This is a genomic window from Pseudoalteromonas sp. S327, from assembly GCF_005886415.1.
Lineage (GTDB): Bacteria > Pseudomonadota > Gammaproteobacteria > Enterobacterales > Alteromonadaceae > Pseudoalteromonas > Pseudoalteromonas atlantica.
In genome coordinates this window covers 1-26,268 of record NZ_PNDP01000054.1, presented here as the reverse complement: position 1 = coordinate 26,268, position 26,268 = coordinate 1, and the positions used below count along the sequence as shown (strand labels likewise).

General features: G+C 41.1%; 27 protein-coding genes and 1 rRNA gene. 20 read left to right on the top strand and 8 right to left on the bottom strand.

From position 1 onward, the window contains the following. The first annotated feature begins 254 nt into the window (after positions 1-254). Positions 255-369 (top strand): 5S ribosomal RNA (gene rrf / locus CWB60_RS16455). A gap of 572 nt (positions 370-941) precedes the next feature. On the opposite strand, the gene CWB60_RS16450 is transcribed toward rrf, so the two are convergent. From CWB60_RS16450 to hslR, 4 genes are all read right to left on the bottom strand, one after another. Then, on the bottom strand, positions 942-2,054 hold the full coding sequence (locus CWB60_RS16450; protein ID WP_121638094.1) for a PepSY-associated TM helix domain-containing protein: 1,113 nt from the start codon (positions 2,052-2,054) through the stop codon (positions 942-944). A gap of 161 nt (positions 2,055-2,215) precedes the next feature. After that, complete coding sequence (locus CWB60_RS16445) at positions 2,216-3,754, bottom strand: phosphoenolpyruvate carboxykinase (RefSeq protein WP_004588454.1); 1,539 nt, start codon at positions 3,752-3,754, stop codon at positions 2,216-2,218. 261 nt (positions 3,755-4,015) lie between these two features. Then, positions 4,016-4,861: an Hsp33 family molecular chaperone HslO gene (hslO, locus tag CWB60_RS16440; RefSeq protein ID WP_024032560.1), complete on the bottom strand. Its 846-nt coding sequence runs from the start codon at positions 4,859-4,861 to the stop codon at positions 4,016-4,018. A 12-nt stretch (positions 4,862-4,873) separates the two neighbouring features. Continuing rightward, positions 4,874-5,296, bottom strand: a complete 423-nt coding sequence (hslR, locus tag CWB60_RS16435) for a ribosome-associated heat shock protein Hsp15 (protein ID WP_024032559.1) — start codon at positions 5,294-5,296, stop codon at positions 4,874-4,876. Between the two features lie 213 nt (positions 5,297-5,509). Here hslR and gspC point away from each other — a divergent pair, with 213 nt between their 5' ends. The 13 genes from gspC to CWB60_RS16370 all read left to right on the top strand — a co-directional run bounded on the left by gspC (position 5,510) and on the right by CWB60_RS16370 (position 17,507). Next, entirely contained in the window at positions 5,510-6,451 is a 942-nt protein-coding gene (gene gspC, locus CWB60_RS16430; protein ID WP_138578568.1) for a type II secretion system protein GspC, read from the top strand. A gap of 23 nt (positions 6,452-6,474) precedes the next feature. Continuing rightward, positions 6,475-8,544, top strand: a complete 2,070-nt coding sequence (gspD, locus tag CWB60_RS16425; RefSeq protein WP_138578566.1) for a type II secretion system secretin GspD — start codon at positions 6,475-6,477, stop codon at positions 8,542-8,544. Then, positions 8,537-10,105 (top strand): type II secretion system ATPase GspE, encoded by a 1,569-nt coding sequence (gene gspE / locus CWB60_RS16420; RefSeq protein ID WP_055255771.1) that lies wholly within the window; start codon positions 8,537-8,539, stop codon positions 10,103-10,105. The genes gspD and gspE overlap by 8 nt, the downstream gene beginning before the upstream one ends. A gap of 2 nt (positions 10,106-10,107) precedes the next feature. Continuing rightward, positions 10,108-11,343: a type II secretion system inner membrane protein GspF gene (gene gspF, locus CWB60_RS16415; RefSeq protein ID WP_096042412.1), complete on the top strand. Its 1,236-nt coding sequence runs from the start codon at positions 10,108-10,110 to the stop codon at positions 11,341-11,343. 79 nt (positions 11,344-11,422) lie between these two features. Then, positions 11,423-11,845, top strand: a complete 423-nt coding sequence (gene gspG / locus CWB60_RS16410) for a type II secretion system major pseudopilin GspG (protein WP_004588447.1) — start codon at positions 11,423-11,425, stop codon at positions 11,843-11,845. A gap of 50 nt (positions 11,846-11,895) precedes the next feature. Continuing rightward, positions 11,896-12,480: a type II secretion system minor pseudopilin GspH gene (gspH, locus tag CWB60_RS16405; RefSeq protein WP_004588446.1), complete on the top strand. Its 585-nt coding sequence runs from the start codon at positions 11,896-11,898 to the stop codon at positions 12,478-12,480. A gap of 2 nt (positions 12,481-12,482) precedes the next feature. Beyond that, a complete protein-coding gene (gspI, locus tag CWB60_RS16400) occupies positions 12,483-12,854 on the top strand; it encodes a type II secretion system minor pseudopilin GspI (RefSeq protein ID WP_138578564.1) in 372 nt (123 codons plus the stop codon). A gap of 3 nt (positions 12,855-12,857) precedes the next feature. Then, a complete protein-coding gene (gene gspJ / locus CWB60_RS16395; RefSeq protein WP_029773313.1) occupies positions 12,858-13,478 on the top strand; it encodes a type II secretion system minor pseudopilin GspJ in 621 nt (206 codons plus the stop codon). Then, entirely contained in the window at positions 13,478-14,464 is a 987-nt protein-coding gene (gene gspK / locus CWB60_RS16390) for a type II secretion system minor pseudopilin GspK (RefSeq protein WP_138578562.1), read from the top strand. The genes gspJ and gspK overlap by 1 nt, the downstream gene beginning before the upstream one ends. Next, complete coding sequence (gspL, locus tag CWB60_RS16385; protein ID WP_138578560.1) at positions 14,461-15,669, top strand: type II secretion system protein GspL; 1,209 nt, start codon at positions 14,461-14,463, stop codon at positions 15,667-15,669. Before gspK ends, gspL begins: the two co-directional genes overlap by 4 nt. Further along, complete coding sequence (locus CWB60_RS16380) at positions 15,666-16,139, top strand: type II secretion system protein M (RefSeq protein ID WP_138578558.1); 474 nt, start codon at positions 15,666-15,668, stop codon at positions 16,137-16,139. The genes gspL and CWB60_RS16380 overlap by 4 nt, the downstream gene beginning before the upstream one ends. Before the next feature lie 3 nt (positions 16,140-16,142). Further along, positions 16,143-16,901: a type II secretion system protein N gene (locus CWB60_RS16375; RefSeq protein ID WP_064387295.1), complete on the top strand. Its 759-nt coding sequence runs from the start codon at positions 16,143-16,145 to the stop codon at positions 16,899-16,901. Between the two features lie 18 nt (positions 16,902-16,919). Next, on the top strand, positions 16,920-17,507 hold the full coding sequence (locus CWB60_RS16370; RefSeq protein WP_054983933.1) for a UPF0149 family protein: 588 nt from the start codon (positions 16,920-16,922) through the stop codon (positions 17,505-17,507). 32 nt (positions 17,508-17,539) lie between these two features. On the opposite strand, the gene CWB60_RS16365 is transcribed toward CWB60_RS16370, so the two are convergent. Continuing rightward, positions 17,540-17,746, bottom strand: a complete 207-nt coding sequence (locus CWB60_RS16365; protein ID WP_004588438.1) for a hypothetical protein — start codon at positions 17,744-17,746, stop codon at positions 17,540-17,542. Further along, on the bottom strand, positions 17,746-18,105 hold the full coding sequence (locus tag CWB60_RS16360; RefSeq protein ID WP_004588437.1) for a hypothetical protein: 360 nt from the start codon (positions 18,103-18,105) through the stop codon (positions 17,746-17,748). The genes CWB60_RS16365 and CWB60_RS16360 overlap by 1 nt, the downstream gene beginning before the upstream one ends. A 288-nt stretch (positions 18,106-18,393) precedes the next feature. On the opposite strand from CWB60_RS16360, the gene ccoG reads away from it, so the two are divergent. Genes ccoG through CWB60_RS16340 form a run of 4 tightly spaced genes read left to right on the top strand, consistent with a single transcriptional unit; the run spans position 18,394 to position 22,157 of the window. Continuing rightward, positions 18,394-19,824, top strand: a complete 1,431-nt coding sequence (gene ccoG / locus CWB60_RS16355; RefSeq protein WP_138578556.1) for a cytochrome c oxidase accessory protein CcoG — start codon at positions 18,394-18,396, stop codon at positions 19,822-19,824. Between the two features lie 47 nt (positions 19,825-19,871). Next, on the top strand, positions 19,872-20,846 hold the full coding sequence (locus CWB60_RS16350) for a serine/threonine protein kinase (protein ID WP_121638086.1): 975 nt from the start codon (positions 19,872-19,874) through the stop codon (positions 20,844-20,846). Between the two features lie 30 nt (positions 20,847-20,876). Beyond that, the gene (locus CWB60_RS16345) at positions 20,877-21,500 is read left to right on the top strand and encodes a thiol:disulfide interchange protein DsbA/DsbL (protein ID WP_024032543.1); all 624 of its coding nucleotides are present in this window, start codon (positions 20,877-20,879) and stop codon (positions 21,498-21,500) included. Between the two features lie 18 nt (positions 21,501-21,518). Beyond that, positions 21,519-22,157 carry a thiol:disulfide interchange protein DsbA/DsbL gene (locus tag CWB60_RS16340; protein WP_004588433.1) on the top strand — a complete coding sequence of 213 codons (639 nt, stop codon included), beginning with the start codon at positions 21,519-21,521 and terminating at the stop codon, positions 22,155-22,157. Positions 22,158-22,224: 67 nt separating this feature from the next. On the opposite strand, the gene trmA is transcribed toward CWB60_RS16340, so the two are convergent. Beyond that, entirely contained in the window at positions 22,225-23,322 is a 1,098-nt protein-coding gene (trmA, locus tag CWB60_RS16335; RefSeq protein WP_138578554.1) for a tRNA (uridine(54)-C5)-methyltransferase TrmA, read from the bottom strand. Between the two features lie 165 nt (positions 23,323-23,487). Between trmA and CWB60_RS16330 the strand changes: the two genes are divergently transcribed. Together CWB60_RS16330 and murI are read left to right on the top strand one after the other, a co-directional pair. Beyond that, on the top strand, positions 23,488-24,627 hold the full coding sequence (locus tag CWB60_RS16330) for a DUF5610 domain-containing protein (protein WP_029773305.1): 1,140 nt from the start codon (positions 23,488-23,490) through the stop codon (positions 24,625-24,627). A gap of 65 nt (positions 24,628-24,692) precedes the next feature. After that, entirely contained in the window at positions 24,693-25,490 is a 798-nt protein-coding gene (gene murI / locus CWB60_RS16325) for a glutamate racemase (protein ID WP_138578552.1), read from the top strand. Here the strand turns inward: murI and CWB60_RS16320 are convergent. Then, on the bottom strand, positions 25,453-25,932 hold the full coding sequence (locus CWB60_RS16320; protein WP_004588429.1) for an RNA recognition motif domain-containing protein: 480 nt from the start codon (positions 25,930-25,932) through the stop codon (positions 25,453-25,455). The two genes, murI and CWB60_RS16320, sit on opposite strands and share 38 nt — an antisense overlap. Positions 25,933-26,268: the final 336 nt, after the last annotated feature.

Here is a 26,268-nt window from a genome sequence, read left to right as displayed (position 1 = left end):
TGGTGTGAGCCATTAAGCTAACTTGTACTAATTACCCGTGAGGCTTAACCATACAACGCCAAACGCGTTTTGTGACAGAAACAAGCGACAGAAGTTAATAGCTAGAGTAGATAAATACTTAGACTTAAAAAATATTATCAGAATTTTCCAAATTTATGAGGTGACTCTTAGCGCGTAGCGTTAACATTGAGGCGCCTTGCGCAAAGGAAAAAGTAGCACTACGTGCTTGTCATTAATCCTTTGCACCTAATTTGCTTGGTAACCATAGCGTTTTGGACCCACCTGACCCCATGCCGAACTCAGTAGTGAAACGAAACAGCGCCGATGATAGTGTAGCATTTGCTATGTGAAAGTAGGACATTGCCAGGCTCCAAATACAAGAAAGCCCGACTCGAAAGAGCCGGGCTTTTTTACGTCTGCAGACAAGTTAAATACATGTCTTTACGTAATATCCCCACCTCCGTAGCGTGGGTTGAGTATCACGAAACCCGCGGATAAGGCTCACCACACATCTTTGTATGGTAAATATAGTGTTTTTATATATGCGTACCTTAGTCCGCACGACATTTGACAGCGTAGCACACCGACTCCTAATAGCAGATCGCTGCTTAAGAAATGAAGCATTTTTTCTACGTCTCTAGAAAAGTGAAATACCTGCCTTTATATAGTTCCGCCACTCCTCTGTAGCGTGGATTGAGGATCACGAAACTCGCGATGAAAGCACGCAATATAACTTAAAGTAATGAATTAATTTTAAACAGTTCATAGAGCTTAGCTTATTATCAAGCGTAGCACCTTAAGTTTTGTATAAGGCAGTTTGACTATCTATATAGCTTTTGCTTTGATTTACGCTGCATGAGCAGCTCGTAATTTAGGTCGTAGCTATACAAGCAGGTTTAGGTTGTAAAGGGCTCGTTTGATATTTTAAATAAGCTTTGTCATTAGCTTATAGTGTATTTAAATCGTTTCGTTTTAATGAGCCACCTAAAAAGCCCCAGGGCAAATAATAAAGCGGTGGCTACACCTGATAAAACCCATAAAATTCGTAATGGCTGATCGCCAATGCTGCCATTGTGAAGTGGATGCAACCAGTTTTTAAATTTACTGGCAATGCTCATCTTATCTATATTAAAAACACTTATGAGCTCTCCTGTGCTTGCATTTACTTGCACATAACTGTGAGGAAAGCGATAAGAGGGATCGCTTTTGGTTTTGAACCTAAACCGATATACCGCATTGTGATTTGACGGGGTTTCTACCCATGCTAGCCGTGTATTTGGCATGGCCTCTTGTGCTGTACTAAGTGCTGCTGATAAAGAAATACTGCGCTGGGGTTTTATTATTGCGCTGTTAGGTTTATCTATATTTCCAAGCAGGGCTGTTATTAAAGGATCGGTTTGCTTGGGTATTGCTAGCATTATGCCGGTTGCTGTTAATAAGATTAAAGGCAGAGCAAAAATTAAACCAAGCAACTTGTGCCAGTCATATAACACGCCCAGTAAAGAGCTGCGCGCTTTAAACTTTATAGCCTTAGTCCATAGCCCTTTTTTTGGCCACCAAGCGCATAGGCCTGATATGAGGAGTATAAGGCTACCTATTCCTATATAACCTATAACGATTGTACCAGCGCTACCTGCAAGTAACGAGAAGTGTACGTTATAAATCCAGGTAACAAAGTAGTTACCCCATACATCCTCACGTAATATAAGCCTGCCATCAGGGCTTAGCCAAACCATAAGTGGTGCGAAAGCGTGATCCACTGTTTCGTTTGGGTTGTAATATCTTGCGGGAATATAATGTTTATTTTTAGTGCTTTCTAAACGCCACGAGCCTTGTTTATCTGGGTAGTGAGTTTTTAGTGTTTGATATGCGGTATCCCAATTTATAGGCCTCGCTGTTTCTGTACTTAAATTACTTATATTTTCATCTAGTTCGGGGTAATAAACGAGTATAGAACCTGTTAGAGCAATGAGTGCGAGTACACCTCCAATAGATAATCCTAGGTATAAATGTACACGCCTTGCTATTTTTCGCCATGAACCATTAAAACGCATAAAAGAGTGACCATTAAAAATATGCAGTATAGGGAAGGCGCATTGTATCTTTGTTTAATAGAAAAGAACTGCGACAAAATGTCGCAGCAATAAAATAATTAGCTTAGCTAACAAAAACGCCAGCTTTATAGGCTGGCGTTTACATCAGGCTTGGTAATTAATTATGCTTTTGGGCCTGCATTTTTAATATCATCTGATACATCGTATTTAGCGAAGTTTTCAGTGAAGTCAGCGGCAAGTTTTGCTGCATATTCGTTATATTTTGCTTTATCTTCCCATGTATTAATTGGGTTAAGTAGCTTGCTATCCACGCCAGGGACTTCCACTGGTACGTCTAGGTTTAATACATCGATATGCTGAGTTTCTACATTGGCTAACTTACCAGATACGATTGCATCTATTACAGCGCGGGTAGTTGGAATATCAAAACGTTCACCAGTACCGTATGGGCCGCCTGTCCACCCTGTATTAACAAGGTAAACCTTTGCGCCAAATTCGCGTACACGCTTCATAAGCAGCTCAGCGTAAACACCTGCAGGGCGAGGGAAGAAAGGGGCGCCAAAACACGTTGAGAATGTAGATTCTATATCGCTAGTTGAGCCAATCTCTGTAGAGCCCACTTTAGCCGTGTAACCACTTAAAAAGTGAAAAGCAGCGGCTTCTTCGCTAAGTACAGAAACCGGCGGTAAAACACCGCTCACATCACAGGTTAAAAATACAACAGCTTTTGGCTCGCCAGCACGGTTTTCAACTTTGCGCTTTTCTACATGCTCTAGTGGGTAAGCGGCACGGCTATTTTGCGTTAAGCTTGTATCGTTAAAGTCAGGTGTGCGTGTTTCATCAAGTACAACGTTTTCTAAAATTGTACCAAAGCGAATAGCATTCCAAATTACTGGCTCATTTTTTTGTGAGAGGTCGATACATTTTGCGTAACAGCCACCTTCGATATTAAATACGCTTCCTGGTGCCCAACCGTGTTCGTCGTCACCAATTAAAAAGCGTGTTGGGTCGGCCGATAAAGTTGTTTTACCAGTACCCGATAAACCAAAGAATAGTGCTGTATCACCCGCTTCTCCTACGTTAGCAGAGCAGTGCATTGGTAATACACCTTTTGCTGGAAGAAGAAAGTTTTGAACGGAGAACATCGATTTTTTCATTTCACCGGCATAACGCATACCAGCAAGTAACACTTTGCGTTGAGCAAAGTTAATAATAACAGTGCCGTCGCTGTTGGTGCCATCACGTTGTGGGTCACAAACAAACGAAGGCACATTCATTACCTGCCATTGGGGTAAATCAGATGCATTATAGTTTTTAGGCTCAATAAACATGTTTTTAGCAAAAATATGGTGCCACGCTGTTTCTGTAGTAACAACTACAGGTAGATAGTGCTCAGGGTCTGCGCCAACTTCTAGGTGAGAGGTGAAGTGGTCATTACTTTGCACATGTGCTTCTACGCGAGCCCATAAAGCGTCAAATTTGTCAGCATCGAATGGGCGGTTTACATTGCCCCATTGGATATCATCTTGCGTTGTTGCTTCTTTTACAATGAAGCGATCTTTAGGAGAGCGACCAGTGCGTTTGCCTGTAATTGCAACAAAGGCTCCATTTGCGGCTAGTGTCCCTTCGCCACGACGAATCGCATGCTCGACAAGTTCAGCTGCGGTTAAATCGACAAAACGTGTTGCGCTTGTAGTCATGTTTATACCTAACTATGTGTGAGAGTTTGAACGGGATAGCTCTGGGTTCTTAGTTCCCTTAAGCTGAAATTATAGTAACAGAAGGATTTGAGATATTCGAGCCTGTAAAGGCCCTAAAAACACATATATTTGCTAAAAAACATGAATAATTTCAATGATACCGGTGTCAGTAAATTAACAAAATTCATGACACCGGTATCATCATTTTATAATATAAAACCGCATATTTTACGGCTTTATATTTGATTATGAGGTGGGAGGTTAATTAAAAATGTTTTTAATATCTTGCTCGTCAAAAACATATTCTTTTAGGCAATAATGGCAGCTAATGTTAACAGCGCCATTTTCAGCAACATCATCAAGTAATGCTTGTTGGCCTACATTAACTAAAGCAGTAATGGTTTTCTCTCTACTACAGCCACATTTAAATGTAATAGCTTGCGGGTCAAATACGCGCGGGTTATCTTCGTGATATAAGCGCGTTAATACGGTATTGGCATCAAGCTCTAATAGCTCTTCGCGTTTAATTGTATCGCTTAAGGCTTCTAAGTGAGTGAAGTCATTAATTGATTTTTGCTTATCAACAGGCAGTACTTGTAAAAACAACCCACAGGCTTTGGCTTTCCCTTCTGTTGTGTCGGTTGCAAACCAAAGGCGTGTTTTTAGCTGTTCTGATTGCTCAAAGTAGCTTTCAATACATTTACTTAATGTATCGTGCTCAAGAGGCACTATGCCTTGATAACGTTCGCCTTTGGTTGGAGTAATGGTAATAACCATATAACCTTTACCTACAAGCTCTTTTACCGTTGTGCCGCTAACCTCGCTTTGCATGCGCGCAATACCACGCATATTTTGTTTATCGTCGCCGTTAATAACAGCGTATTTAACAGGGCCATCGCCTTGTAGCTGAACGGCTATTTCACCCTCAAACTTTAAAGTGGCAGTTAATAAACACGTTGCAACGAGTAATTCACCTAATAATGCTTTAACTGGCTCAGGGTAATTGTGATTAGCTATCATCTCGTTGTAGGCGTGCTCAATTTGAACGAGTTCGCCACGAACATCGAGTTTGTCGAATAAATAACGGTGAAGTAAATCTTGTTGCATGAGCGGCTATACCTAACTTGATTTCATTTTTAAAAGTTCGCGTCTTTGCTTTTTATCGGGCTTTTTATCCGGATGTGGAGCAAAGAAGCTGTTATTTTTGCGTGCGATGGCGTTTTCTTCGCGTTTTGCAATACTTGCATCAGTTTCTTGATACAAGGTCTGTGCAATGGGGGCGCTTTGGCGTTTTTCAAGCACTTTAAGTACCTTGATAAGCTTTTCATCAACGCCTTGGGCAAGTTTTATGGTTGCGCCAACCTCCACAATTTTACTCGCTTTAGTACGTTGCCCATTATAATGTACTTTGCCGCCTTGCACCATTTCGCGTGCAAGCGCACGGGTTTTATAAAAGCGCGCAGCCCATAACCATTTATCTAATCGAACTTTTGGCTCACTGTTGTGGTCTGAGTCGGCATTAGTATTATTTTTTTTACTCATTAGGCTTCTTCAATCGACTATTTATATATCGTAAAATTTATCATGAAATCATCGTAGGATGAAGGTATTACGGCGCGTGCAGGTTTTTTAGTCAACATTACATTGTTATATTAATCTGTTTACAAAGTTTAATATTAGTGTGCTTGTTGAATGAAAATTGAAAGGGTACTATGGGTAGGCGCTTATGCAGTAAATTAAAATAAGAACATTATTATGGAACAGCAAATTCAACAGCTTAAACAATTTTTAACACGGCTACCCCATGCTAAATTAAGCGCAGTAGTTACGCTGTTAGTCGTTGTTTATCTTGCTTATTTACTCTCAAAATTAGTATGGCTGGTATGGCCACAACCGATCTCTACACCGCTTGCTCCATCTCACTATTCAGCCGCATCGAAGGCTTCTAGTACTACCTCAGTACAAAATATTATAGAGCAATTTTTATTTGGTAAAAAAACTGTAACAAATAAAACCAATACTGCGCAGCAAAACGAAGTAATTAATAATGCGCCAGAAACACGTTTAAGTATTAATCTAACTGGTATTGTTGCTGTAAGTAACGACGATAAGGCAGGTATTGCTATTATTGAGTCACAGGGGCGACAAGTTAGTTACTTAGTTGAAGAGGTTGTACAAGGCACCCGTGCAGAGGTTGCGCAAATACTTCCCGATCGGGTTATTTTAAGTGTAAACGGCCGATTTGAAACGCTAATGCTAGATGGTCTCGACTTTAGTAAAAAAGTGTCTATGCCTGTCCTTGCCGCTCGCGAAGCACAAGACATGGGGCCGCAAAAAATAGAACAAAGCGAGTTGCAAATTAATGCAACCGCTGACCCAGATGTAAAAGAAGCAATAATAGAAACACGAGAAGAGCTACTAAGTGAGCCTGGTAAGTTATTTGATTATATTCGTGTTTCACAAGCAATGAGCGATGGCGAGTTAATCGGCTATCGCTTGAGCCCAGGTAAAGAGCCTGCTCTGTTTAAACAAATGGGCCTACAGAATAATGATTTAGCCGTGGCTATTAACGGCTACCAATTAACAGATTTACAACAGGCAATGGCAGCTATTAATGAGCTGCGTAATACCAGCGATGCCACAATTACGATAGAACGTGATGGTGAGCAAATCGATGTGCAATTTAGCCTGCAATAACTTAGCTTTGGAGTTTTAACATAATGGTTCAGGTGCTACACCTCAAAAAAATTAAAAAAGGGTTAGCTAAGTACGCAGCGCTTTTTTTAGCAGCCAGTATTTCGTTGTCGGTTTCAGCTGTTGAATATGCTGCAAACTTTAAAGGCACAGATATCAACGAGTTTATAAACATTGTTGGTAAAAACCTTAATAAAACAGTGATCATTGACCCAAATGTGCGCGGTAAAGTAAACGTACGTAGTTATGAGTTAATGGATGAAGCACTGTACTACCAATTTTTCTTAAATGTACTCGAAGTGTATGGCTACTCAGCAGTAGAAATGGACAACGGTATTATCAAGATTGAAAAAAGCTCTGACGCTAAAAAATCAAATGTACCGCTAATTACAGAAAACAGCACTGCATCGGGCGATATGATGATCACCCGTGTGGTACGCGTTAAAAATGTAAGTGTTCAAGAGCTTGGTCCATTAGTACGTCAATTTAGCGACCAAAAAGACGGTGGCCATGTAGCAAACTTTAATGCTGCCAATGTCATGATGCTTACTGGCCATGCAGCGTCGGTTAATCGCTTAGTAGAAATTATTCGCTCGGTAGATCAAGCCGGTGATAAGCGTGTAGATATTGTTAAGCTTAAATATGCAACAGCAGATGATGTAGTATCGGTTGTTGAAAATATTTACAAAGACAGCGGTAAAGGCAGCGTTCCAGAGTTTTTAATCCCTAAGGTGGTTGCCGATGGCCGTACTAATAGCGTAATAGTAAGCGGTGAAGGGCAAGCCCGTACCCGTGCTATAGAACTAATTAAGCGCCTAGATGGCGAACTTGAAAGCCAAGGTAATACCAAAGTATTTTACTTAAACTACGCCAAAGCAGAGGATTTAGTAAAAGTACTGCAAGGCGTAAGTAAAACGCTTGCAGAAGATGGCCAAGGCACAAGTAAAACTCGTACAAACAATAAAAACGATGCCAGTATTGAAGCCCACCCTGACTCAAACTCATTAGTTATTACGGCACAGCCCGACACCATGCGCTCATTAGAGACCGTGATTGATAGGCTCGATATTCGCCGTGCGCAAGTACTTGTAGAAGCGATTATTGTTGAAGTAATGGAATCGGATGGCGTTAACTTAGGTACGCAATGGATTTCAGAAGATGGCGGTATGTTGCAGTTTAATAATGGCTCAACTGTGCCTGTAGGCTCATTAGCGGTTGCAGGTATTCAAGCGCAAGACACCACAACCACACAAACAATAATAGGCACAGAATCAGGTAACGTAACCAGCTACGATGAAACAACTGAGGGTGATTATTCGGCACTTGCCTCGCTACTAAGTGGTGTTAATGGCTTAGCGTTTGGTTTAGTTAAAAACGACTGGGGTGCAATTATTCAGGCCGTTTCAACTGACACTAACTCAAACATACTGGCTACACCTTCTATTACCACCATGGATAACGAAGAAGCGTCGATGATAGTGGGTCAAGAAGTGCCCATTATTACTGGTTCGCAAACAGGCAGTAATAACGATAATCCATTTCAAACCATTGAACGCCAAGAAGTGGGTGTAAAACTAAAAGTAACCCCACAAATTAACGATGGCTCAGCAGTACAATTATTAATTGAACAAGAAGTATCGAGTGTAAGTGGTGCAACCGCTGTTGATATTTCTGTTAATAAGCGCGCCATTACCACAACCGTTATGGCTGATGATGGCGGTATGGTTGTGTTAGGCGGCCTAATTGATGAAGACGTGCAAGAAAGTGTATCTAAGGTACCAATTTTAGGTGATATTCCAATTTTAGGTCACTTATTCAAGTCAACAAATACGACCAAACGTAAGCGTAATCTTATTGTATTTATTCGCCCAACTATTATTCGCGATGGCGTTAATATGAATAAGTTAAGCTTTAATAAGTATAACTTTATCCGTGGCGAGCAAATGAAAGAGAAAGAAGATGGCATAGAGCTTATGCCAAATTCAGATGTTCCTTTACTTCCATCTTGGGATGATGAGCTTATTCTGCCACCAACTTATGAAGAGCACTTAAAGGCATTGAGCTCTAAAGAACGTGCAGAGCGTGAAGATGACTAGCGCAATAGAACAAATAAACGAAGACGTGGTTCATCGTAGTGATGAAACACGCTCTGAGGAGTTACTTACAAGTAACGATTTAGTTGAGTTGCCTCCAAAGCGTTTACCTTTTTCGTATGCGCGCAGAGCGGGTGTACTGCTTAGTAAAAATAATGAACAGCAAGTTGTGTATTACCGCGGCGAGCTAGATGTTGAAGTATTGCTAGAAGTGCGTCGCATTGCAGGTGAAGGCTTTACCCTCGAGCAATTAGCTGACGATAAATTTGAGTTACTATTAGAGGCTGCGTATCAGCGCGATAGCTCTGAAACACAACAAATGATGGAAGATATTGGTAATGAGGTCGATTTATTCTCCCTTGCCGATGAGCTCCCTCAAACCGAAGATTTATTAGCCGGCGATGATGATGCGCCTATCATTAAACTAATCAACGCCATGTTAAGCGAAGCAATTAAAGAAGGTGCATCCGATATACATATCGAAACCTTTGAGCAAGAGCTTGTGATTCGCTTTAGGGTTGATGGCGTATTAAAAGAAGTGCTTAAACCTAATCGTAAGCTTGCTTCGTTACTCGTCTCGCGTATTAAGGTAATGGCGAAACTAGATATAGCAGAAAAACGTATTCCGCAAGATGGTCGTATTAGCCTTCGTATTGCAGGGCGTGCAGTAGATGTGCGTGTATCTACCATGCCATCTAGCTTTGGTGAGCGTGTAGTACTGCGTTTACTTGATAAAAACAATGCTCGCTTAAATCTTGAAGATTTAGGCATGACGCCGCAAAACCGAGAGTTGTTTGCTGATTTAATTAGTAAACCACACGGTATTATTTTGGTTACTGGCCCAACGGGCTCTGGTAAAAGTACCACCTTGTACGCCGGTATGAGCCAAATAAACTCTCGCGATCGTAATATTTTAACGGTAGAAGACCCAATAGAGTACGAAATTCCGGGGATTGGCCAAACACAAGTAAACACCAAAGTAGATATGACCTTTGCCCGTGGGCTTCGTGCAATATTACGTCAAGATCCCGATGTAGTAATGGTCGGTGAAATACGTGACCTTGAAACCGCGCAAATTGGCGTGCAAGCATCGCTTACAGGTCACTTAGTTATGTCTACGCTACACACCAATACCGCCTCGGGCGCAATTACTCGTATGGAAGACATGGGTGTAGAACCATTCTTGCTGTCATCGTCATTGTTAGGCGTGCTGTCGCAGCGCTTAGTACGTACTTTATGTAATAGCTGTAAAGAAGGTCACACTGCTGATGAACGTGAGTGTGAGCTGCTAGGTGTACCGTTTGATAGCGCACCTACAATTTACCGCGCAGTAGGGTGTGAAGAGTGTAACTTTAATGGTTACCGCGGCCGTACTGGTATTCATGAATTACTCGTGGTTGATGAAGAAATACGCGAAATGATCCACAGCGGTAAAGGCGAGCAAAGTGTTGAAAAATACATTCGCCAAAAAAGCCCAAGCATACGCCAAGATGGCTGTAGCCGCGTACTGGCAGGCAAAACAACCCTTGAAGAAATTCTACGCGTTACCCGTGAGGAAGCCTAACCATGGCGGCGTTTGAATACCGTGCCCTTGATGGCCGAGGGAAAGAGCAAAAAGGCATTTTAGAAGCCGATACAGCTAAGCAAATTCGCCAAGCGCTGCGCGAAAAAAAACTTACGCCGCTTGAAGTTGTCCCTGCAGCAGAAGGGGAAAAACAAGCTAGTGGCGCAAAAACGCCGTTATTAAGTCGTTTTTTTAAACCCAGCGTATCAACCTCCGATTTAGCCCTTATTACACGCCAGCTTGCGACGCTCATTCAATCGGCATTGCCAGTTGAAGGGGCTGTCATGGCGGTGGCAGAGCAATGTGAAAAGCCTCGCTTAAAACGTATGCTTATGTCGGTACGTTCAAAGGTAGTAGAGGGTTATACACTGGCCGATGGCATGAGTGAATTTCCACATGTATTTGACGATTTATACCGAGCAATGGTAGCCGCAGGTGAAAAATCAGGGCACCTTGACCAAGTATTAAATCGCCTTGCCGATTACACCGAACAGCGCCAACACATGCGCAGCCAAATTACTCAAGCCATGGTTTATCCTACCATTTTGGTTATTTTTGCTATTGGTATTGTTTCGGTTTTACTCGGTACTGTTGTGCCTAAAATTTTAAAAACCTTCGAAAAAACTAAGCAAGTACTGCCTTGGACAACCGAATGGGTTATGGCAGGCAGCCACTTTGTACAAAATTATTGGTTTATAAGTTTGTTAGTCATTACTGCGCTGGCAGTAGGCATTAAACATGCACTGAAACAACCTAAAATTCGCTTTTGGTGGGACGATCGCGTACTGCACATGCCTGGTTTTGGTAAAGTAGCGCGGGGTATTAATACCGCGCGTTTTGCACGTACGCTCAGTATTTTATCGTCAAGCTCAGTACCGCTACTTGAAGGTATGCGCATATCGGGTGGCGTATTAGCGAATAAAAAAATGAAAAAATCGGTGGCAGATGCTGCCGATAGAGTCAGTGAAGGTGCAAGCCTAAGAGCGGCTTTACAGCAAACTAAGTTGTTTCCGCCGATGATGCTGCACATGATCGCCAGCGGTGAAAAATCAGGTGAGCTAGAACAAATGTTAGAGCGCGCGGCTAATAACCAAGACCGTGAGTTTGAAAGCATGGTAAACGTATCATTAAAATTATTAGAGCCAGCAATGATTGCCTCAATGGCGGTGATTGTTTTGTTTATAGTAATGGCTATTTTACAGCCAATAATGGCAATGAATAAAGCGGTAGGACTTTAAGCTTTAAGGGGTTAGCTAAGTTAGTATTTACTTAGATGACGCCAAATTAAATTATGTTTTTGGAAAATGAGGTATTTACGTGAATAAACAATCAGGTTTTTCTTTACTCGAAGTAATGGTGGTATTGGTTATTATCGGGATGATTATGTCAATTGTGGCGCCTAATATTATGGGCCAACAAGAAGAAGCTGCTATCGATAAAGCACATCTAGATATTCAACAGCTTGAAGATGCAATGAGCTTATACAAGCTTAAAAATAAAAGCTACCCAAGCACAGAGCAAGGCCTAGAAGCATTGGTCAATAAAACCAGCATTGAACCAATTCCTAAGCGTTTCCCTGATGGTGGTTTTGTAAATGAATTACCAGAAGATCCGTGGGGTAACCCGTACCAGCTAATTAGCCCAGGTGAAATTGGCAAGTTTGATATTTTTTCAATGGGACCTGATGGCGAAGCCGGTACCGATGATGATATTGGCAACTGGAACGAAGACGAGCAATAAATGCGACTTAACCTAGTAGTATGGTTAAATACGATTGCACGAGGCTTACTATGCAAGTAAGCCTTAATCGTATGCGCGCCCACCACCGTGGGTTTAGCTTAATAGAAATTTTAGTGGTACTTACTATTATCGCATTTGCGACCAAAATGGTGGTATACAGCTTAGAAGGCGGCGCCGAAGATGAGCTTGATACACAAGCGCTTAGGCTGCATACCACCATTAACATGGCCTCTGAATTTGCTATTTTAAATCAAATAGAACTTGGCTTAATGGTTGAGGAAAACACCCTTGAGTTTTTAGTATTTGATGGCGAAAAATGGATTACCTTTGACCGCGAAGACCTTTACAAGCCTATTGAGCTGGATGAACGGTTAAAACTCACGCTCAATTTAGAAGATTTAGCCTGGTCACAAGAGAACTTACTTGAGCAAGCAAATTGGCGTGAGCTAATGAGCGGCGGCGATGACGATAGCTTATTAGAGCTTGAAAAACTAAAAATACCGCAAGTCCTTATTTTATCATCTGGCGAGGTCAGCGCCTTTCAGCTTATTGTTGAATTAAAAGAGCAAAGCGAGCCTGTGTATTACATTGAAGGGGAATTTACAGCCCCTGTTAATTTGCGAAAAGAGCCATAATAATGAGGCTAAATAAAGGCTTTACCTTACTCGAAGTGCTTGTGGCGTTAAGTATTTGTGCTATGGCTGGGATTGCAGCTATGCAAGCAACCGGCGAGCATATAAATCATTTAACAACACTTGAAGAGCAAACGTATGCATCGTGGGTGGCAGAAAATGTGTTGGTGGTGCAGCGTAGTAAAGGTAAAGACTGGCAGGCTAAAAATGGCGAGCGCGGCAGCGAAGTAATGGCGGGCGTTGAGTGGTTTTGGAAGCAAGAAATAGCAAAAACTGCAGACAAAAGCTTTGTAAAAGTGACGATAAATGTTTTTAGCGACGAAAAATACGAGCAATCGGTGTACGAGCTTTCAACTTATTTAAATAAAGGTAGCTAATAAGTGAAGCAGCGCGGATTTACATTAATCGAAGTATTAGTTGCTATGGCTATTTTAGCGGTGGTGATTATGGCTACTCACCAAATTTTAGACTCAACCACTAAAGCAAAAGAAGCGTCTGATGAAAAAATAGCGGAGCTTAACGGCCTACAAACCGCATTTAGGTTAATGGACCAAGACTTTAGCCAAATGACTCAGCGCACTGTACGTAATGAAGCCGGTGATGCGCAAGAGCAATACTTACTAGCAGGGCGTTATATATTAGAAAGCCAATACGATGGTATTGCGTTTGTACGTGATGGCTGGGTAAACCCTATTAATTTGTTGCCTCGTTCTGAGTTACAAGCTGTAGGGTATAGAGTGCTTAATGACAATTTAGAGCGTGTATACAGAGTGTATGTAGATCAGCTTGATAATATGGAGCCGCGGGTACAAGTTGTTTTAAAAGGTATTGAAGAGCTTAAATTTGAATTTTTAGATGCCAACAACGAATGGCAAGAGCAATGGCAAATAAAAGCCTTACCTAAAGCGGTTGCGGTTACTTTACAACAAATTGAGGCAGAGCCTATTCGTCGTGTTTTTTTAGTACCCGGGCAGGGCAAAAACAGCGGGGAGAGTAATTAATGAATAAGCGCGAATCACGCGGTGCCGCATTAGTTATTGTGCTGTTTATAGTTGCACTAGCCGCGATATTAGCCGTAGAAATGAGTGCTAATTTAATGGTGCAGGTTCAAAAAAGTACTAACCTGCAAGGGCACCAACAAGCAAAGTGGTATGCCTACGGCGGTGAAGAGCTGGCAATAAAGGCACTAAAATTAAGTAAAGACGATGATCCTGACAAAACCTCGTTAGATCAGGTTTGGGCCACACAAGGCGACACCCAATACCCTGTAGATAACGGTACTCTAAGCGGTAAAATTACTGACTTACAGGCGTGTTTAAATTTAAATGCATTAGGGGAAGCGCCAGACCCAAACTCTACCAGCAAAACCAACCCTGCTCATAAAGCACTCTTTGCATTATTAGAAAACATTGAAGATTTACCTGCCGAGGAAAGCGAAGAAGCAATGGCAGACAGTGTATTTGACTGGCTTGATGAAAACAGCATTACCTATCGTTCAGGCGCTGAAGAAGACGAGTATTTATCGCGTGATTACCCTTATATGAGCGCAAATAGTTTATTTGCATCACCTTCTGAGCTGCGTTTGGTAAAAGGTTTTAATCCGCTAGTAATGGAAAAGGTATTACCTTTTGTGTGTGTTATTCCGGGGTCCCCCTTATTATCGATTAACGTCAATACGTTACTTCCCGAACAGGCACTTATTTTAAGTGCCATGATTGACGAATTATCGTTATCGGGCGCAGAGGCCGTTATAGCAGCTCGCTCTGAAACCGGATTTGATAGCGTGGATGAATTTTTTTCCGAGGTACAGCAGCAAGGCGGTACAAATTTAGATTCGGTTAAAGAACTATTTAGTATTAATAGCGAATATTTTAAATTACAAACGCAGGCGACATTTGTCGATTTGCGTTTTTCGATGACCACATTACTTCATGCCAAAAATGGCGAAGTAACGATACTGGCGCGAAAATTTGGAGGCGTACAGTGACAGAAATACTGCTGATCCGCACGGGTCAAACAGAGCAAGATAAATTAAATTGGTTAATTTATTCACCACAAGAACAAGAAATAATTGCCAGTGGGGAATTAACCGATGCGAGCCGTTTAAGTGAGCTAAGTGAAAAAGCGCAAACCCGCGAGGTAGTGGTATTACTGCCTAGCGATCAGGTGCAGCTTAAAACAGTGGCGTTGCCGACTAAGTGGAATCGTAAGTTAGAGCAAGCGTTGCCATACATGCTTGAAGAAGACATTGCGTGCGATATAGACGAGCTATTTGTCGCAATTGGCGAGCCCACTATGATTAATGAGCAGCATGCAATTAGAGTTGCCTTAACTGACCGCGAGTGGTTTGAGGCTTGGCTTGCTTTATTTTCAGAGCATAACTTGGCGGTATACACCATTTTACCTGATGCCCTGCTACTGCCTACAGCCGACGATGATACATTAACCGCCATAGAGCTTAATAATCAGTGGTTATTTAAAAGAGGCGATTGGCATATTAGTGCCGTTGAAAATAGCTGGCTAAGGGATTACTTAAGTGCACTTGGCGAACCGAGTGTAAAGCACTATAGCCCGGCTAATCAGTTTCCTGAAAGTATTAACCTAATTTCGCAAGCAAGCGACTACGATTTACCATTGGCCTTATTTGCTAAACAACTTACCAGCGTTAAATTTAATTTACGCCAAGGCATGTATCAGCTTAAAAAGAAAAGTGCACTGTGGTGGGGTTATTGGAAGGGCGCAGCCATTATTACCGGTGTTGCTTTATTTGCTACCATTGCTATAAAGCTGGTTGAACTAAATCAACTTAACTCGCGTGTTGAGCTTGCTAAAGCCCAGGTAGTGGATAGATACCAAAAAGCATTTCCCGGAACTAAAGTACGTCCTAACTTAATTAAAAGCCAAATCAGGGGCGCGCTTAAAACCATTAATGGCGAAAGTGAAGCTGGGTTTTTAGATTTGACCAGCCAATTGGTTGGCGTGTTTTCGCAAGTAAGCGAATTTACGCCAGAAACCCTACGTTACGATAAACGCCGTAATGAGCTGCGAATACGCGCACGCGCAAAAGACTTTCAAACGTTTGGTAAAGTAAAAAGTATACTTGAGCAACAAGGGTTAACGGTTGAGCAAGGGTCGTTAAATAACGATGGCGATTTTGTAGTAGGCGAAATTAAACTGCGAGGTGCAGTATGAAAAAGCAAATAATGCAATACTGGCGCTCTTTAAAAGAGCAAGAGCAGCAATTGATTATGGTTGCTGGTGGTATATTTGTTGTTTTTGTTTTAGTAATGGGAATTTTTAGACCTCTAAATAACGCTATAGATAAAGCCAAAAAGTCGTATGTCACTCAGCAAGAGCTGCTCGTATGGGTTGATGAAAGCATAGTAAAGTTAAAAGCGGCGGGTAACACGCAGGCAATTAGCAATCAAAATATTAGCCAAGTGGTTAATTCAACGCGTAGTCGCTACCGTATTACTATTAGTAAAATGCAGCCTAACGATAACTCGTTACGTTTAACGCTTGATTCGGTAGAGTTTAATCAATTAATAGAATGGTTAGACGAACTGGTTAATCAGCATGGCTTAACAGTAGAGAACCTTGATTTAAGCAAAGATGATAAATCAGGGTTTGTACGTGTAAGCCGCTTAGTACTAGAGAAGTAATTAATGAAAAAAATAATAATATTATCAGTGGTATTTTTTATTAGTTTTATTGTGTTTTGCATAATGAAATTACCAGCGGCCATTGCGTTAGACCTAGCTAAGCCGTACTTACCAAAGCAGCTTGAAATAGGGCAAACCGTAGGGAGTGTATGGCAAGGCCAAATGATGCAAGTGCGCTATCAAGACGAGCAGCTAAATAATGTACGCTGGGATATTGCTGGCTGGCAGTTATTTACGGGTAATTTAAATGCTAATTTAAAATTTGGTAATCCGCGTGAGCGTAGCGATATTTCGGGCTATGCTGATGTGAATTACGGATTATTTAATAATGTGGTTAAAGTTACCGATGGTATAATTCGCTCGACCGTAGAGCGTGCCATGCAACGTATTGCACTACCTATACCAGCTACGGCTAAAGGTCGAGTCATTTTAGAGCTTAACGAGTACACCTCAGGTGTGCCTTATTGTGAGTCATTAAAAGGCGAGATTGCCAGCCCAAATATAGATGTTAAAGGCTTTAATGGCTGGTTTAATATAGGCCCACTGAGTGGCATGTTAAGCTGTAAGTCGGGCGATATAGCTATTTTGGTCGACCCAGATAACACGTTAGGTCTTGAAGCCGACGCAACACTTAAAGCTAACTTTGACTTTAAAGTAGCAGGCTATGTTAAACCTGATGCTAGCTTACCAAAAGATGTACACGACGCGGTTAAGTTTTTAGGCCGCCCCGATGCACAGGGCCGCTACCCACTAAATTTTTAATGTAATAAAAGAGATTTAATGCAATTACCACAGTTTAACGAGCAACACGCACAGCAATTAAGTGCATTTTTAAGTACTCAACCTCAGGCTATGTCCTTAACACAAAGCCAAGGCTATCTATTTGGGGTTATTTGTTCGCCAAGCCCATTAGAAGTTCACCAGTGGTTAGCGCATATAGTGCCTAATACGGCTAACGATTTAGACGAAGAAATACTGTTTTTATTTATGGCGTTGTACCATCAAATTAGTGAGCAAGTATTTGAAACCGGTTACAAGTTACCCGCCAATTTTGACCTAGACTATACCCAAGCGTGGAGTGAAGGTTTTTTACGTGCTACTCAAGAATACGCACAACCTCTATTAACAGCTCCCGCTTTAGAGCCTCAGTACAAAGAAGCACTAGAGAGTGCACTAAGTACGCTTAGCTTTTTTGCTGTTGATGAGCAAACAAGAGTGCAAATTGCGCAGCAAAATAGTATGACACTCGAAGCTTTATATCAGTATCAGTACGAATCAATGGGCGACTTTGCATTAGGCTTTGCCGAGCTTATTGAGGTGGTAGCCATAAACAGTGGGCTGATTACAGATGAAGGGTGGGAAGAGTAGCCTTTAGGTATATTAAACGGCGCTTAGAATAATTAAGCGCCAAGTTCTAAAATAATATCAGTGCAGCCTTTTTTACACTTAACAACGCCTTTACCCGGCTCGCTGGTGGCTAAATCGAGTGTTAACACCTCGCCGCACTGCTCACAATGCAAGGTTTTTCCTTGCGATAGCTTTTTAAGTATTGTGCGCTGTTTATGAAAAGAGTCACTCGCTTTTTTGTTTAACTGCGAAAAATCCACTACTTAGCTCTCTTTTGTTCTAATGCATCCGATACAATTTTACACACTGTATTTAAACGCTCTTCGTAAAAATATAAATTTAGGTCGCGCTCGCGGCAATAACGTAAATGAAATAACTGCACTGAATCATCAGTGGTAAAGGTTTTTTCAATATATTCGTGTTCAGACTCAGAGAGCTTTAACGCACTGCTAATGCGGTTTTTAGCCATATTGGCTGCTGGGCTACGGTTTATTTTGCTCGCATCACTTAAAAAACCCACACCTTCACCTAATAGCTTTTCGCGGGGCTCTTTAACTAATGGGTGATCAATAGTAAAAAACGCAAGGATCAGAATAACCAATATAATAAACTTTTTCATGAATGCGTAAACCTTGATCTTAATGGGGTAAATTTAGCAAGCAGTGTAATAAACTGCATTTTAAAAGCAAGTAACTGAGATGAATAAATTATTAGCAATCTATACCTGTAATTTTAGCCAGTATTGTTATAATAGCCAACAGCAGTTAGATATTTCTGAAATATCTGAAAGTATTCAAACAGCTGATTATTTAAACTAATCACACTTACCATTAACGAACTACAGTTACAGTATAGAATACGCACATATTGCTACGTTTTTATTTCCAAGCGGCGTTGAGGAACTTCGATGGACAAGCAAATTAAAGTAAAGAATATACCTGCAGAGGTTAAAATCCAACAACCGGATTTAAGCCGTCAAGACGACAGGTTTAACCCACGTAACCGAATTTATGTTCGCTCAGTAAAAGGGCTTCATCAGTTACTTAGACAGCGTATAGGCTTTTTAGGCATGCTTGCCTTTATGCTTTTGCCTTGGATAAATTTTAATGGCCAGCAAGCTGTGTTATTTGATTTAGTAGGCCAAAAGTACAATATTTTTGGGCTAACGCTGTGGCCGCAAGATTTCACTATATTAGCCTTTATATTTATGTTGGCCGCGTTTGCACTCTTTTTGGTCACTACCTTTTATGGCCGAGTATGGTGTGGCTATACTTGCCCGCAAACTGTATGGACCTTTATATTTATTTGGTTTGAAGAAAAGTTTGAAGGCACAGCTAATCAGCGTAAAAAGCTAGATCAACGCCCGATGGATTTTGATAAGTTTTGGCGAAAAACAGCAAAGCACACCAGTTGGGTTTTATTTGCCTTATATACGGCGATTTCGTTTGTCGGATACTTTACGCCTATCCGTGAATTACTCCCTGACTTTGTGACCTTTAATGTAGGTGGTTACGCGCTGGTAAGTATTATTTTCTTTGCAGCGTGTACTTACGCTAACGCAGGGTGGATGCGTGAAATTATGTGTTTACACATTTGCCCCTATTCACGTTTTCAATCAGCTATGTTTGATAAAGACACTTACACCGTAACGTACGATGAAAAACGCGGCGAAAGCCGAGGCCCACGTTCGCGTAAAATTGCCCACGAAGATTTAGAAATGGGCGATTGCATAGACTGTAACTTGTGTGTACAGGTGTGCCCCACAGGGATAGATATTCGTAATGGTTTGCAAGCCGAGTGTATAAACTGTGGCGCATGTATTGATGCCTGCGATGGTGTAATGGATAAAATGGATTATCCGCGGGGTCTTATTTCTTATACTACTGAGCGCAATCTCGAAACACCTGAAAATAAAACCAACCCACTGCGAGCTAAAATCATAGGTTACACGGTCATACTGGTGGTGCTTACCAGTGCGCTGGTGGCTAACATTGCATTTAGAAAGCCTATGGACTTTGACATAATACGAGACCGTAACCAACTGTATCGTGTTGACTTTAATGGCTTGGTAGAAAACACCTATACATTAAAAGTAATCAACAAGGCGCAGTACGAGCAAACCTTTAATATTGATGTTCAAGGCCTTGAAAACTTTAAGTACATTGGCAAGCAAACATTTACAGTGCAAGCAGGGCAATCGCATAATGTGCCACTGTCACTTGTGATGGACCCGTATGATTTAAAAGCGCCAATGACGGAGTTTAACTTTGTACTTTCACCGGTTAATGACCCCGATGAAAGCATTTCGCAACCGAGTAACTTTTTTAAAGCGCGATAAACACACTAACAAAAGCGGGGTAACCCGCTTTTTACATTAAGAAGCCCATGAGTAAATTTAGTTTTGAAGATTTAACGCCCGACTTAATTCTCGATGCAATAGAAAGCGTTGGTATATATGCAGAGTCAGGTTTATTAGCACTTAATAGCTACGAAAACAGAGTCTACCAATTTAAGGCGGAAGATGGCCTGCGCTACGTTGTTAAGTTTTACCGACCAGAGCGCTGGAGCAAAGCGCAAATACAAGAAGAGCACGACTTTGCATTTGAATTAGCTGAGGCCGAAGTACCCGTTGTTGCACCCATTAAGCGCAACGGAGAAAGCTTATTTGAGCACCAAGGTTATGTATTTGTGTTATTTCCAAGTGTAGGCGGGCGGCAGTTTGAAGTTGATAACCTGGATCAGCTTGATGTAATGGGTCGTTTAATTGGCCGTATGCATCAGGTGGCTAAAAGCAAAGCCTTTGAGTACAGACCTACCTTTAGCTGCGAAGAATATTTGCATACAGCTAAAGTTCATCTGCAAAAAAGTAATTTGGTACCTATGGGGATCAGCACGGCTTTTTACACCATATTGGACTTGGTTATTGAACAAGCGCAAGCACAGTATAAAAATGTGCAAGGGATCCGCTTACATGGTGATTGCCACGCAGGTAACATTTTGTGGGCAGGCGAAGCACTTATGTTTGTTGATTTAGATGACGCTCGTCAGGGGCCGGCCATTCAAGATTTATGGATGATGCTCAGTGGCGATCGTCAAACACAGCTGTTACAGTTAGACACCCTTGTAAATGCGTATGAAGAGTTTTGTGATTTTGACCACACTCAACTCAAATTAATTGAACCGCTTCGTGCAATGCGTATTATTCACTATATGGGTTGGGTAGCTAAACGATGGAGTGATCCTGCGTTCGTACGGAACTTTTCATGGTTTGCTGAAGACAAATACTGGGAGCAACAAATTTTAGCGCTTAAAGAGCAGTTTGCAGCACTGCAAGAAGCTCCGCTGAAGTTATTGCCATAAAATTTTATTTAAAAAGTACACGAGATACCAATGCTTAAAAAATTGAAACTGAGCCTACTACTTTTATGTTTACCATTTGCAGCCCTTGCTGCACAGTTTGAAGCCGATAACCAGTATACTGTTATTGATGTAGAAAAAAGCGCAGAGCCGCAAGTAACCGAATTTTTCTCGTTTTACTGTCCGCATTGTTTTAAATTTGAGCCTGTTGCAAAGGCAATTGAAAAAAGCCTACCTGAGGGCACTGAATTTATAAAAAATCACGTTAACTTTTTAGGCGGTGTATCACCACAGGCGCAAAGCAACTTAAGCTACGCCTACTTAATCGGTAAAAAACACGGTCAAGCACAAAGTATCAGCGACCAAATTTTTAAAAGTATTCATGTACAGCGCGCACCTTTAACGCAAATGAAAGACGTTAAAAAATTGCTTGAAGTTAACGGTATCGATAGCGCAACGTTTGATCAAGACATTGCCAGCATGCCAATTATTTCAGCTGAGCGTGCAATGCAAGATAAACAAAACAAATATTCAAAACTAGGTGCGCTAACCGGTGTGCCTACCTTTATCGTAAACGATAAATATAAAATAAACATTAACACCATTAATAACCAGCAAGAACTGAATGAGTTAGTTGCTTTTTTACTAACACTTTAATCTCGGAGAACAATAACAATGATCAAATTAGTTAAAGCAGGTTTACTTGCATTACTACTGCCTATGGCTGCGAGCAGTGTAGCCGCCACTTATGAAGAAGGCGTACATTACGATGTGGTTGCAGAGCGCGCGACTAAAAAGCCAGAAGTAAAAGAGTTTTTCTCATTTTATTGCCCTGCTTGTAATAACATGGAAGCGTTAATTGGTGAGTTTAAGCCGAAGCTAGATAAAGACGTTAAATTTAAAAAGAGCCATGTTGATTTTGTCGGTGTTCGCGATCCAGAAAACCAACAAATGATGAGCCAAGCGCTAGCAACCGCGGAAGTACTTCCGCAAAAAGATAAAATTGTTGCGGCTATTTTTAATCACATTCACACTAAGCGCGCTAAATTTAACGAGCTTGCAGATGTAAAAGATGTATTTGTAGCGCAGGGTGTTGATGGCGATAAGTTTGATAAACTATACAAAAGCTTCTCGGTACGTACATTAAGCTCTAAAATGAAGCGTGACCAAAATTACTTTAAAGAAAAAGGCGCGCTACGTGGCGTACCAACCTTTATCGTAAATGGTAAATACAAATTAAATCTAGGCCGTGAGTCTGGTATTACCGCGCCAGAAGATATTAGTAAATTAATTAACTATTTAGCGAACAAGTAAGGTTTGCTAAAACAAAAAAAAGCTCCGTAAGGAGCTTTTTTTATGGAAGTGATTTAAATTTAACTCACTATTTTCTTTGTAAGAAAACACCCGATTCTATGTGGTGCGTATAAGGGAACTGATCAAATATCGCAAAGCGCTTAACATTGTGAGTACGGGTTAAATGATCTAAATCGCGCTCAAGCGTTTCTGGGTTGCACGATATATAAATAATGTTCTCGTAGTTGGCTACTAAGTCACAGGTAAGGGTATCCATACCTGCGCGTGGAGGGTCGACTAAAATAGTTTGGCAATCGTAACTTTTTAAATCTATCCCCTCTAAACGCGAAAAGGTACGTTCACCATTCATTGCCTGGGTAAACTCTTCACTCGACATACGAATTATATCTAAGTTATCTACCTTATTTTTAGCAATGTTGTATTGCGCCGAATGCACAGAAGACTTAGATATTTCAGTAGCCAATACGCGATTAAACGAACCCGCCAATGCAATAGAGAAATTACCATTACCACAGTAAAGTTCCAGCAGGTCATTACTCAGTGGTTTACATAAGTCTTGTGCCCACTCCAGCATTTTTATATTTACTTTAGCATTAGGTTGCGTAAAGCTATTTTCTACTTGTTGATAAATAAGCTCCTGGCCGTTTACGGTTAAACGCTCAGTAACAAAATCATTGCCTAGTACTTCTTTTTGTTTGCGCGCACGACCAATAAAGTCAATATTGTATTTACTGCTCAGTTTTTCTTTCAGGGCTTTTATTTCAGTTAGCCACTGCTCATCGAGTGGCTTGTGATAAAGCAAGCTTACTAAAATCTCGCCACTTAATGACGATAAATAATCGATTTGAAACAGCTTACGACGTAATACTTCACACGACTTTAAATTATCAATCATCACCTGCATAACTTCACCAACTAATGGCGCGGCAGGGTCAAAGGTGTCGACGCGAATTTTTTCTTTCGTGACCTGATCAAACATAATATGAAATAGATCATCCCCATCGTGCCATACTCTAAATTCAGCACGTTGGCGGTAGTTAATTGGCTCTGAGCTAAACACCTCTAACGCTTGCACACCAAATCGCTTAAATTGCGACGTAATACGCTGCTCTTTTTCATTTAGCTGCGTATCGTACTGTGTGGTATCTATTTTAATCACTGCCATTAATGCTACTACCTTATCTATGAGATCTATTTATCGGCGCTATTGTAGGGAGCGAGCAGTATTTGTCTAGTTTTGCTGATAATAAAGTTGCTGTTTTTTTAAACATGCACTTTAGTTTTGTCACTATTAGCCGATAATAAGCTAAGTACGTAACGGAGGTGGATCATGAAAATCGGTAATTATGGCTATACGCCAAACAACAACGTAAACAAATTCAATAATAAAGAGGCGCTACAGCAGCCAACAATCCAATCTCCGCAAGAAAGTTCATTACAGCGAGGCAGAGAACTTGCTGCAAAAGTGCTTGGCGACAAAATGGCAGAGCAGCTAGGTTTACCTGTTGAGCAAAAACAAGCCGATAAACCTTTATTCGATTTTGATGAAATAGTAAAAAATGTACTCGACTTTGTATCTGGCGCAGTTAATAAAGCCAAAGCCAATGGTGCCGATGACGATAAATTAAAAAATATGTTAGATGATGCGCGCACAGGTGTTCAAACCGGTATAGACGAAGCGGTTGATGAGCTAAAAGGCACCGGTGTATTTAACGAAGAAATGCAAGAGGGCATCGACAAGTCAAAAGAAGGCATTTTTGAGGGGCTTGATGAGTTTGAGCAAACCCTATTTAACCCACAAGCGGCCAGTGTTAGCGTAAGCCAAGCACAATATGTAAGCATGAGCAGCAATGCCGAGTATAAGTTTACAACGGCCGAAGGTGATGAAGTCAGTATTAGCTTTGCTGATGCATATGAGTCTCAAACAGCGAGCGGGTATCAACAAAGCAATAACAGCGAATCGTTTGCCAGCTCATCGTCGCAATCTCGAGAGCTGTCTTTTTCAATGTCAGTTAATGGTGATTTAAACGAACAAGAGCAAGATGCTATTAATGCCATGATGGAAGAGCTACAAGGTGTAAGTAAAACATTCTTTAGTGGTGATTTGGATGAAGCATTTGAAAAAGCACAAGAGCTGAGCTTAGGCAGTGAGCAACTCGTTGCATTTTCAATGGATCTTCGCCAAACAAAAACAGTCGCTACCGTTAAAAGTTATGAGCAATATCAGCCAAACCCAACAAAAGAAGTAGCCGATGCGATCGCACCTTTTAATGACGATCTAAAAAATGCATTTGATAAAGCATCGCAACTAGGCCTACAAGATCAGCTTGCCGGTATTATAGAGTGGCTAAACCAAGATCAAGCAGCAGTCGATCAGCTAGTTGATTACACCCAGGCAATGTTTGAAAACCTAAACCAATTAAATTCAGCGGGCGACGCACTCGACGCGCTAAAGTCTGAGCAAAGCTAAACTACTTTCTTTTATAAATACCTCATGGCAAACTGCCGTTCTTAATAAACAGTAGGAACCAAAGTTTGTCAGCCCACATAATGGTATTTGATTCAGGTATAGGTGGCACCACCGTGCTTGAGCATATTCAAAAGCGTATTCCAGATGCACAGTACAGCTACTTTATGGATAATGCGTTACTCCCTTATGGCGCGCAAACCCAGCAAACTATTATAGGGCGTTTATGCTCACTCATTTATTTTATTGAGCAAAACGGGCTTAATGTCGACCTTATTGTTATAGCCTGCAATACAGCCTCTACATCAGCCTTAAGTGAAGTACGCAAAATTACATCAATACCTATTGTCGGCGTAGTGCCAGCAATAAAGCCTGCTGCTGAAGTAACTCGCACAAAGCACATCGGCTTATTGGCAACCCCCGCCACAGTTGCAAGCCCCTATACTCATACATTAATAAAAGAGCATGCCAGCAACGTAACAGTGAGTTTATATAGCAGTGTTGAGCTGGTGGCATTGGCAGAGCAGTTATTTTTCACTCAGCAGCTAGATACACTCAAACTGCATAAAGAGCTTACGCGTTTGCGCATTAACTCAGATATAGATGTACTTGTACTAGGCTGCACACATTTCCCAATTCTTAGCGATGCTATACAAGCGTACTTTAATAACGCAGTGCAATTACTCGATTCAGGCGCGGCCATTGCTAGCAGAGTAAACTACCTACTAGAGCAGCATAACTTTGGAAATAAATTTACAGACAAAAAAAAGCCGCTGCAATATTATGCAACGGCTGATGTTTTGAGTAATAAGCTAGCTATAAAGCACGTTACACTGATTGATCCGTCTCAGTGCGTAAAGAGCTAGAATCATCTTCTTGTTTTTGTTTTGCCTCACGTACTTTTAAAGTACGCTGTTGAAACTCACTATCGTTTAACTTAGCAATTGCATTGTCTGCATCTGCCTGTGCCATTTCAACAAAACCAAAGCCACGACGTTTGCCAGTATTTTTATCCTTTAATAGGCGCACGTTGAAAACTTTACCTTGTTCTTCAAACAAAGCGCGAACAACACCTTCATTTGCACGATAAGGAAGATTACCAACATAAAGTGTTTTTGTTTTAACTTCAGCTTCTTCACCACCTTCCGATGATATTGCAGCAATAGCAATCCCACCAATTAATAAACCAGCACCAAATAGCAATGCTGGGCTTAAAGCTAAGCTGCCTAAAGCAAACTCAACAATAACAAAACCAACTACAGCAAGAATAACAGAGAAGATAAAAGATTTTTGATCGGGTAATTTCATTTTAGATCTACCAATAAACAGGAAATAAACATTAATTTAACATTGTGAACTTGCTATCTTAACGTCTTAAACGAACATAGCAATGAAATTTATATTAAATAATAAAAATCGGTATAAAAAAGCATCATCTTAGCCAGTGATTTAGCTAGTTTTATGCTGTTTTGCTCTATTTTTGTTCGAACAGTAAAAAGATCTAAAAAAAGGGTTGATCTGTTTTCGGATCTCCCTATAATGCGACCCCACTGAGACGGGGAACGCCAACGCATAGCGAGGCAGAGCTGCTCACAGAGTTAAGTAAAACTTCGGTTTTAAATTTTCTAAAAAGAAAGTTTAAAA

Bases quoted from the DNA above. Each gene is read 5' to 3' on its own strand.
- CWB60_RS16450 (WP_121638094.1), bottom strand. From the start codon at position 2,054: ATGCGTTTTAATGGTTCATGGCGAAAAATAGCAAGGCGTGTACATTTA.
- CWB60_RS16445 (WP_004588454.1), bottom strand. From the start codon at position 3,754: ATGACTACAAGCGCAACACGTTTTGTCGATTTAACCGCAGCTGAACTT.
- hslO (WP_024032560.1), bottom strand. From the start codon at position 4,861: ATGCAACAAGATTTACTTCACCGTTATTTATTCGACAAACTCGATGTT.
- hslR (WP_024032559.1), bottom strand. From the start codon at position 5,296: ATGAGTAAAAAAAATAATACTAATGCCGACTCAGACCACAACAGTGAG.
- gspC (WP_138578568.1), top strand. From the start codon at position 5,510: ATGGAACAGCAAATTCAACAGCTTAAACAATTTTTAACACGGCTACCC.
- gspD (WP_138578566.1), top strand. From the start codon at position 6,475: ATGGTTCAGGTGCTACACCTCAAAAAAATTAAAAAAGGGTTAGCTAAG.
- gspE (WP_055255771.1), top strand. From the start codon at position 8,537: ATGACTAGCGCAATAGAACAAATAAACGAAGACGTGGTTCATCGTAGT.
- gspF (WP_096042412.1), top strand. From the start codon at position 10,108: ATGGCGGCGTTTGAATACCGTGCCCTTGATGGCCGAGGGAAAGAGCAA.
- gspH (WP_004588446.1), top strand. From the start codon at position 11,896: ATGCAAGTAAGCCTTAATCGTATGCGCGCCCACCACCGTGGGTTTAGC.
- gspI (WP_138578564.1), top strand. From the start codon at position 12,483: ATGAGGCTAAATAAAGGCTTTACCTTACTCGAAGTGCTTGTGGCGTTA.
- gspK (WP_138578562.1), top strand. From the start codon at position 13,478: ATGAATAAGCGCGAATCACGCGGTGCCGCATTAGTTATTGTGCTGTTT.
- CWB60_RS16380 (WP_138578558.1), top strand. From the start codon at position 15,666: ATGAAAAAGCAAATAATGCAATACTGGCGCTCTTTAAAAGAGCAAGAG.
- CWB60_RS16375 (WP_064387295.1), top strand. From the start codon at position 16,143: ATGAAAAAAATAATAATATTATCAGTGGTATTTTTTATTAGTTTTATT.
- CWB60_RS16370 (WP_054983933.1), top strand. From the start codon at position 16,920: ATGCAATTACCACAGTTTAACGAGCAACACGCACAGCAATTAAGTGCA.
- CWB60_RS16360 (WP_004588437.1), bottom strand. From the start codon at position 18,105: ATGAAAAAGTTTATTATATTGGTTATTCTGATCCTTGCGTTTTTTACT.
- ccoG (WP_138578556.1), top strand. From the start codon at position 18,394: ATGGACAAGCAAATTAAAGTAAAGAATATACCTGCAGAGGTTAAAATC.
- CWB60_RS16350 (WP_121638086.1), top strand. From the start codon at position 19,872: ATGAGTAAATTTAGTTTTGAAGATTTAACGCCCGACTTAATTCTCGAT.
- CWB60_RS16345 (WP_024032543.1), top strand. From the start codon at position 20,877: ATGCTTAAAAAATTGAAACTGAGCCTACTACTTTTATGTTTACCATTT.
- CWB60_RS16340 (WP_004588433.1), top strand. From the start codon at position 21,519: ATGATCAAATTAGTTAAAGCAGGTTTACTTGCATTACTACTGCCTATG.
- trmA (WP_138578554.1), bottom strand. From the start codon at position 23,322: ATGGCAGTGATTAAAATAGATACCACACAGTACGATACGCAGCTAAAT.
- CWB60_RS16330 (WP_029773305.1), top strand. From the start codon at position 23,488: ATGAAAATCGGTAATTATGGCTATACGCCAAACAACAACGTAAACAAA.
- CWB60_RS16320 (WP_004588429.1), bottom strand. From the start codon at position 25,932: ATGAAATTACCCGATCAAAAATCTTTTATCTTCTCTGTTATTCTTGCT.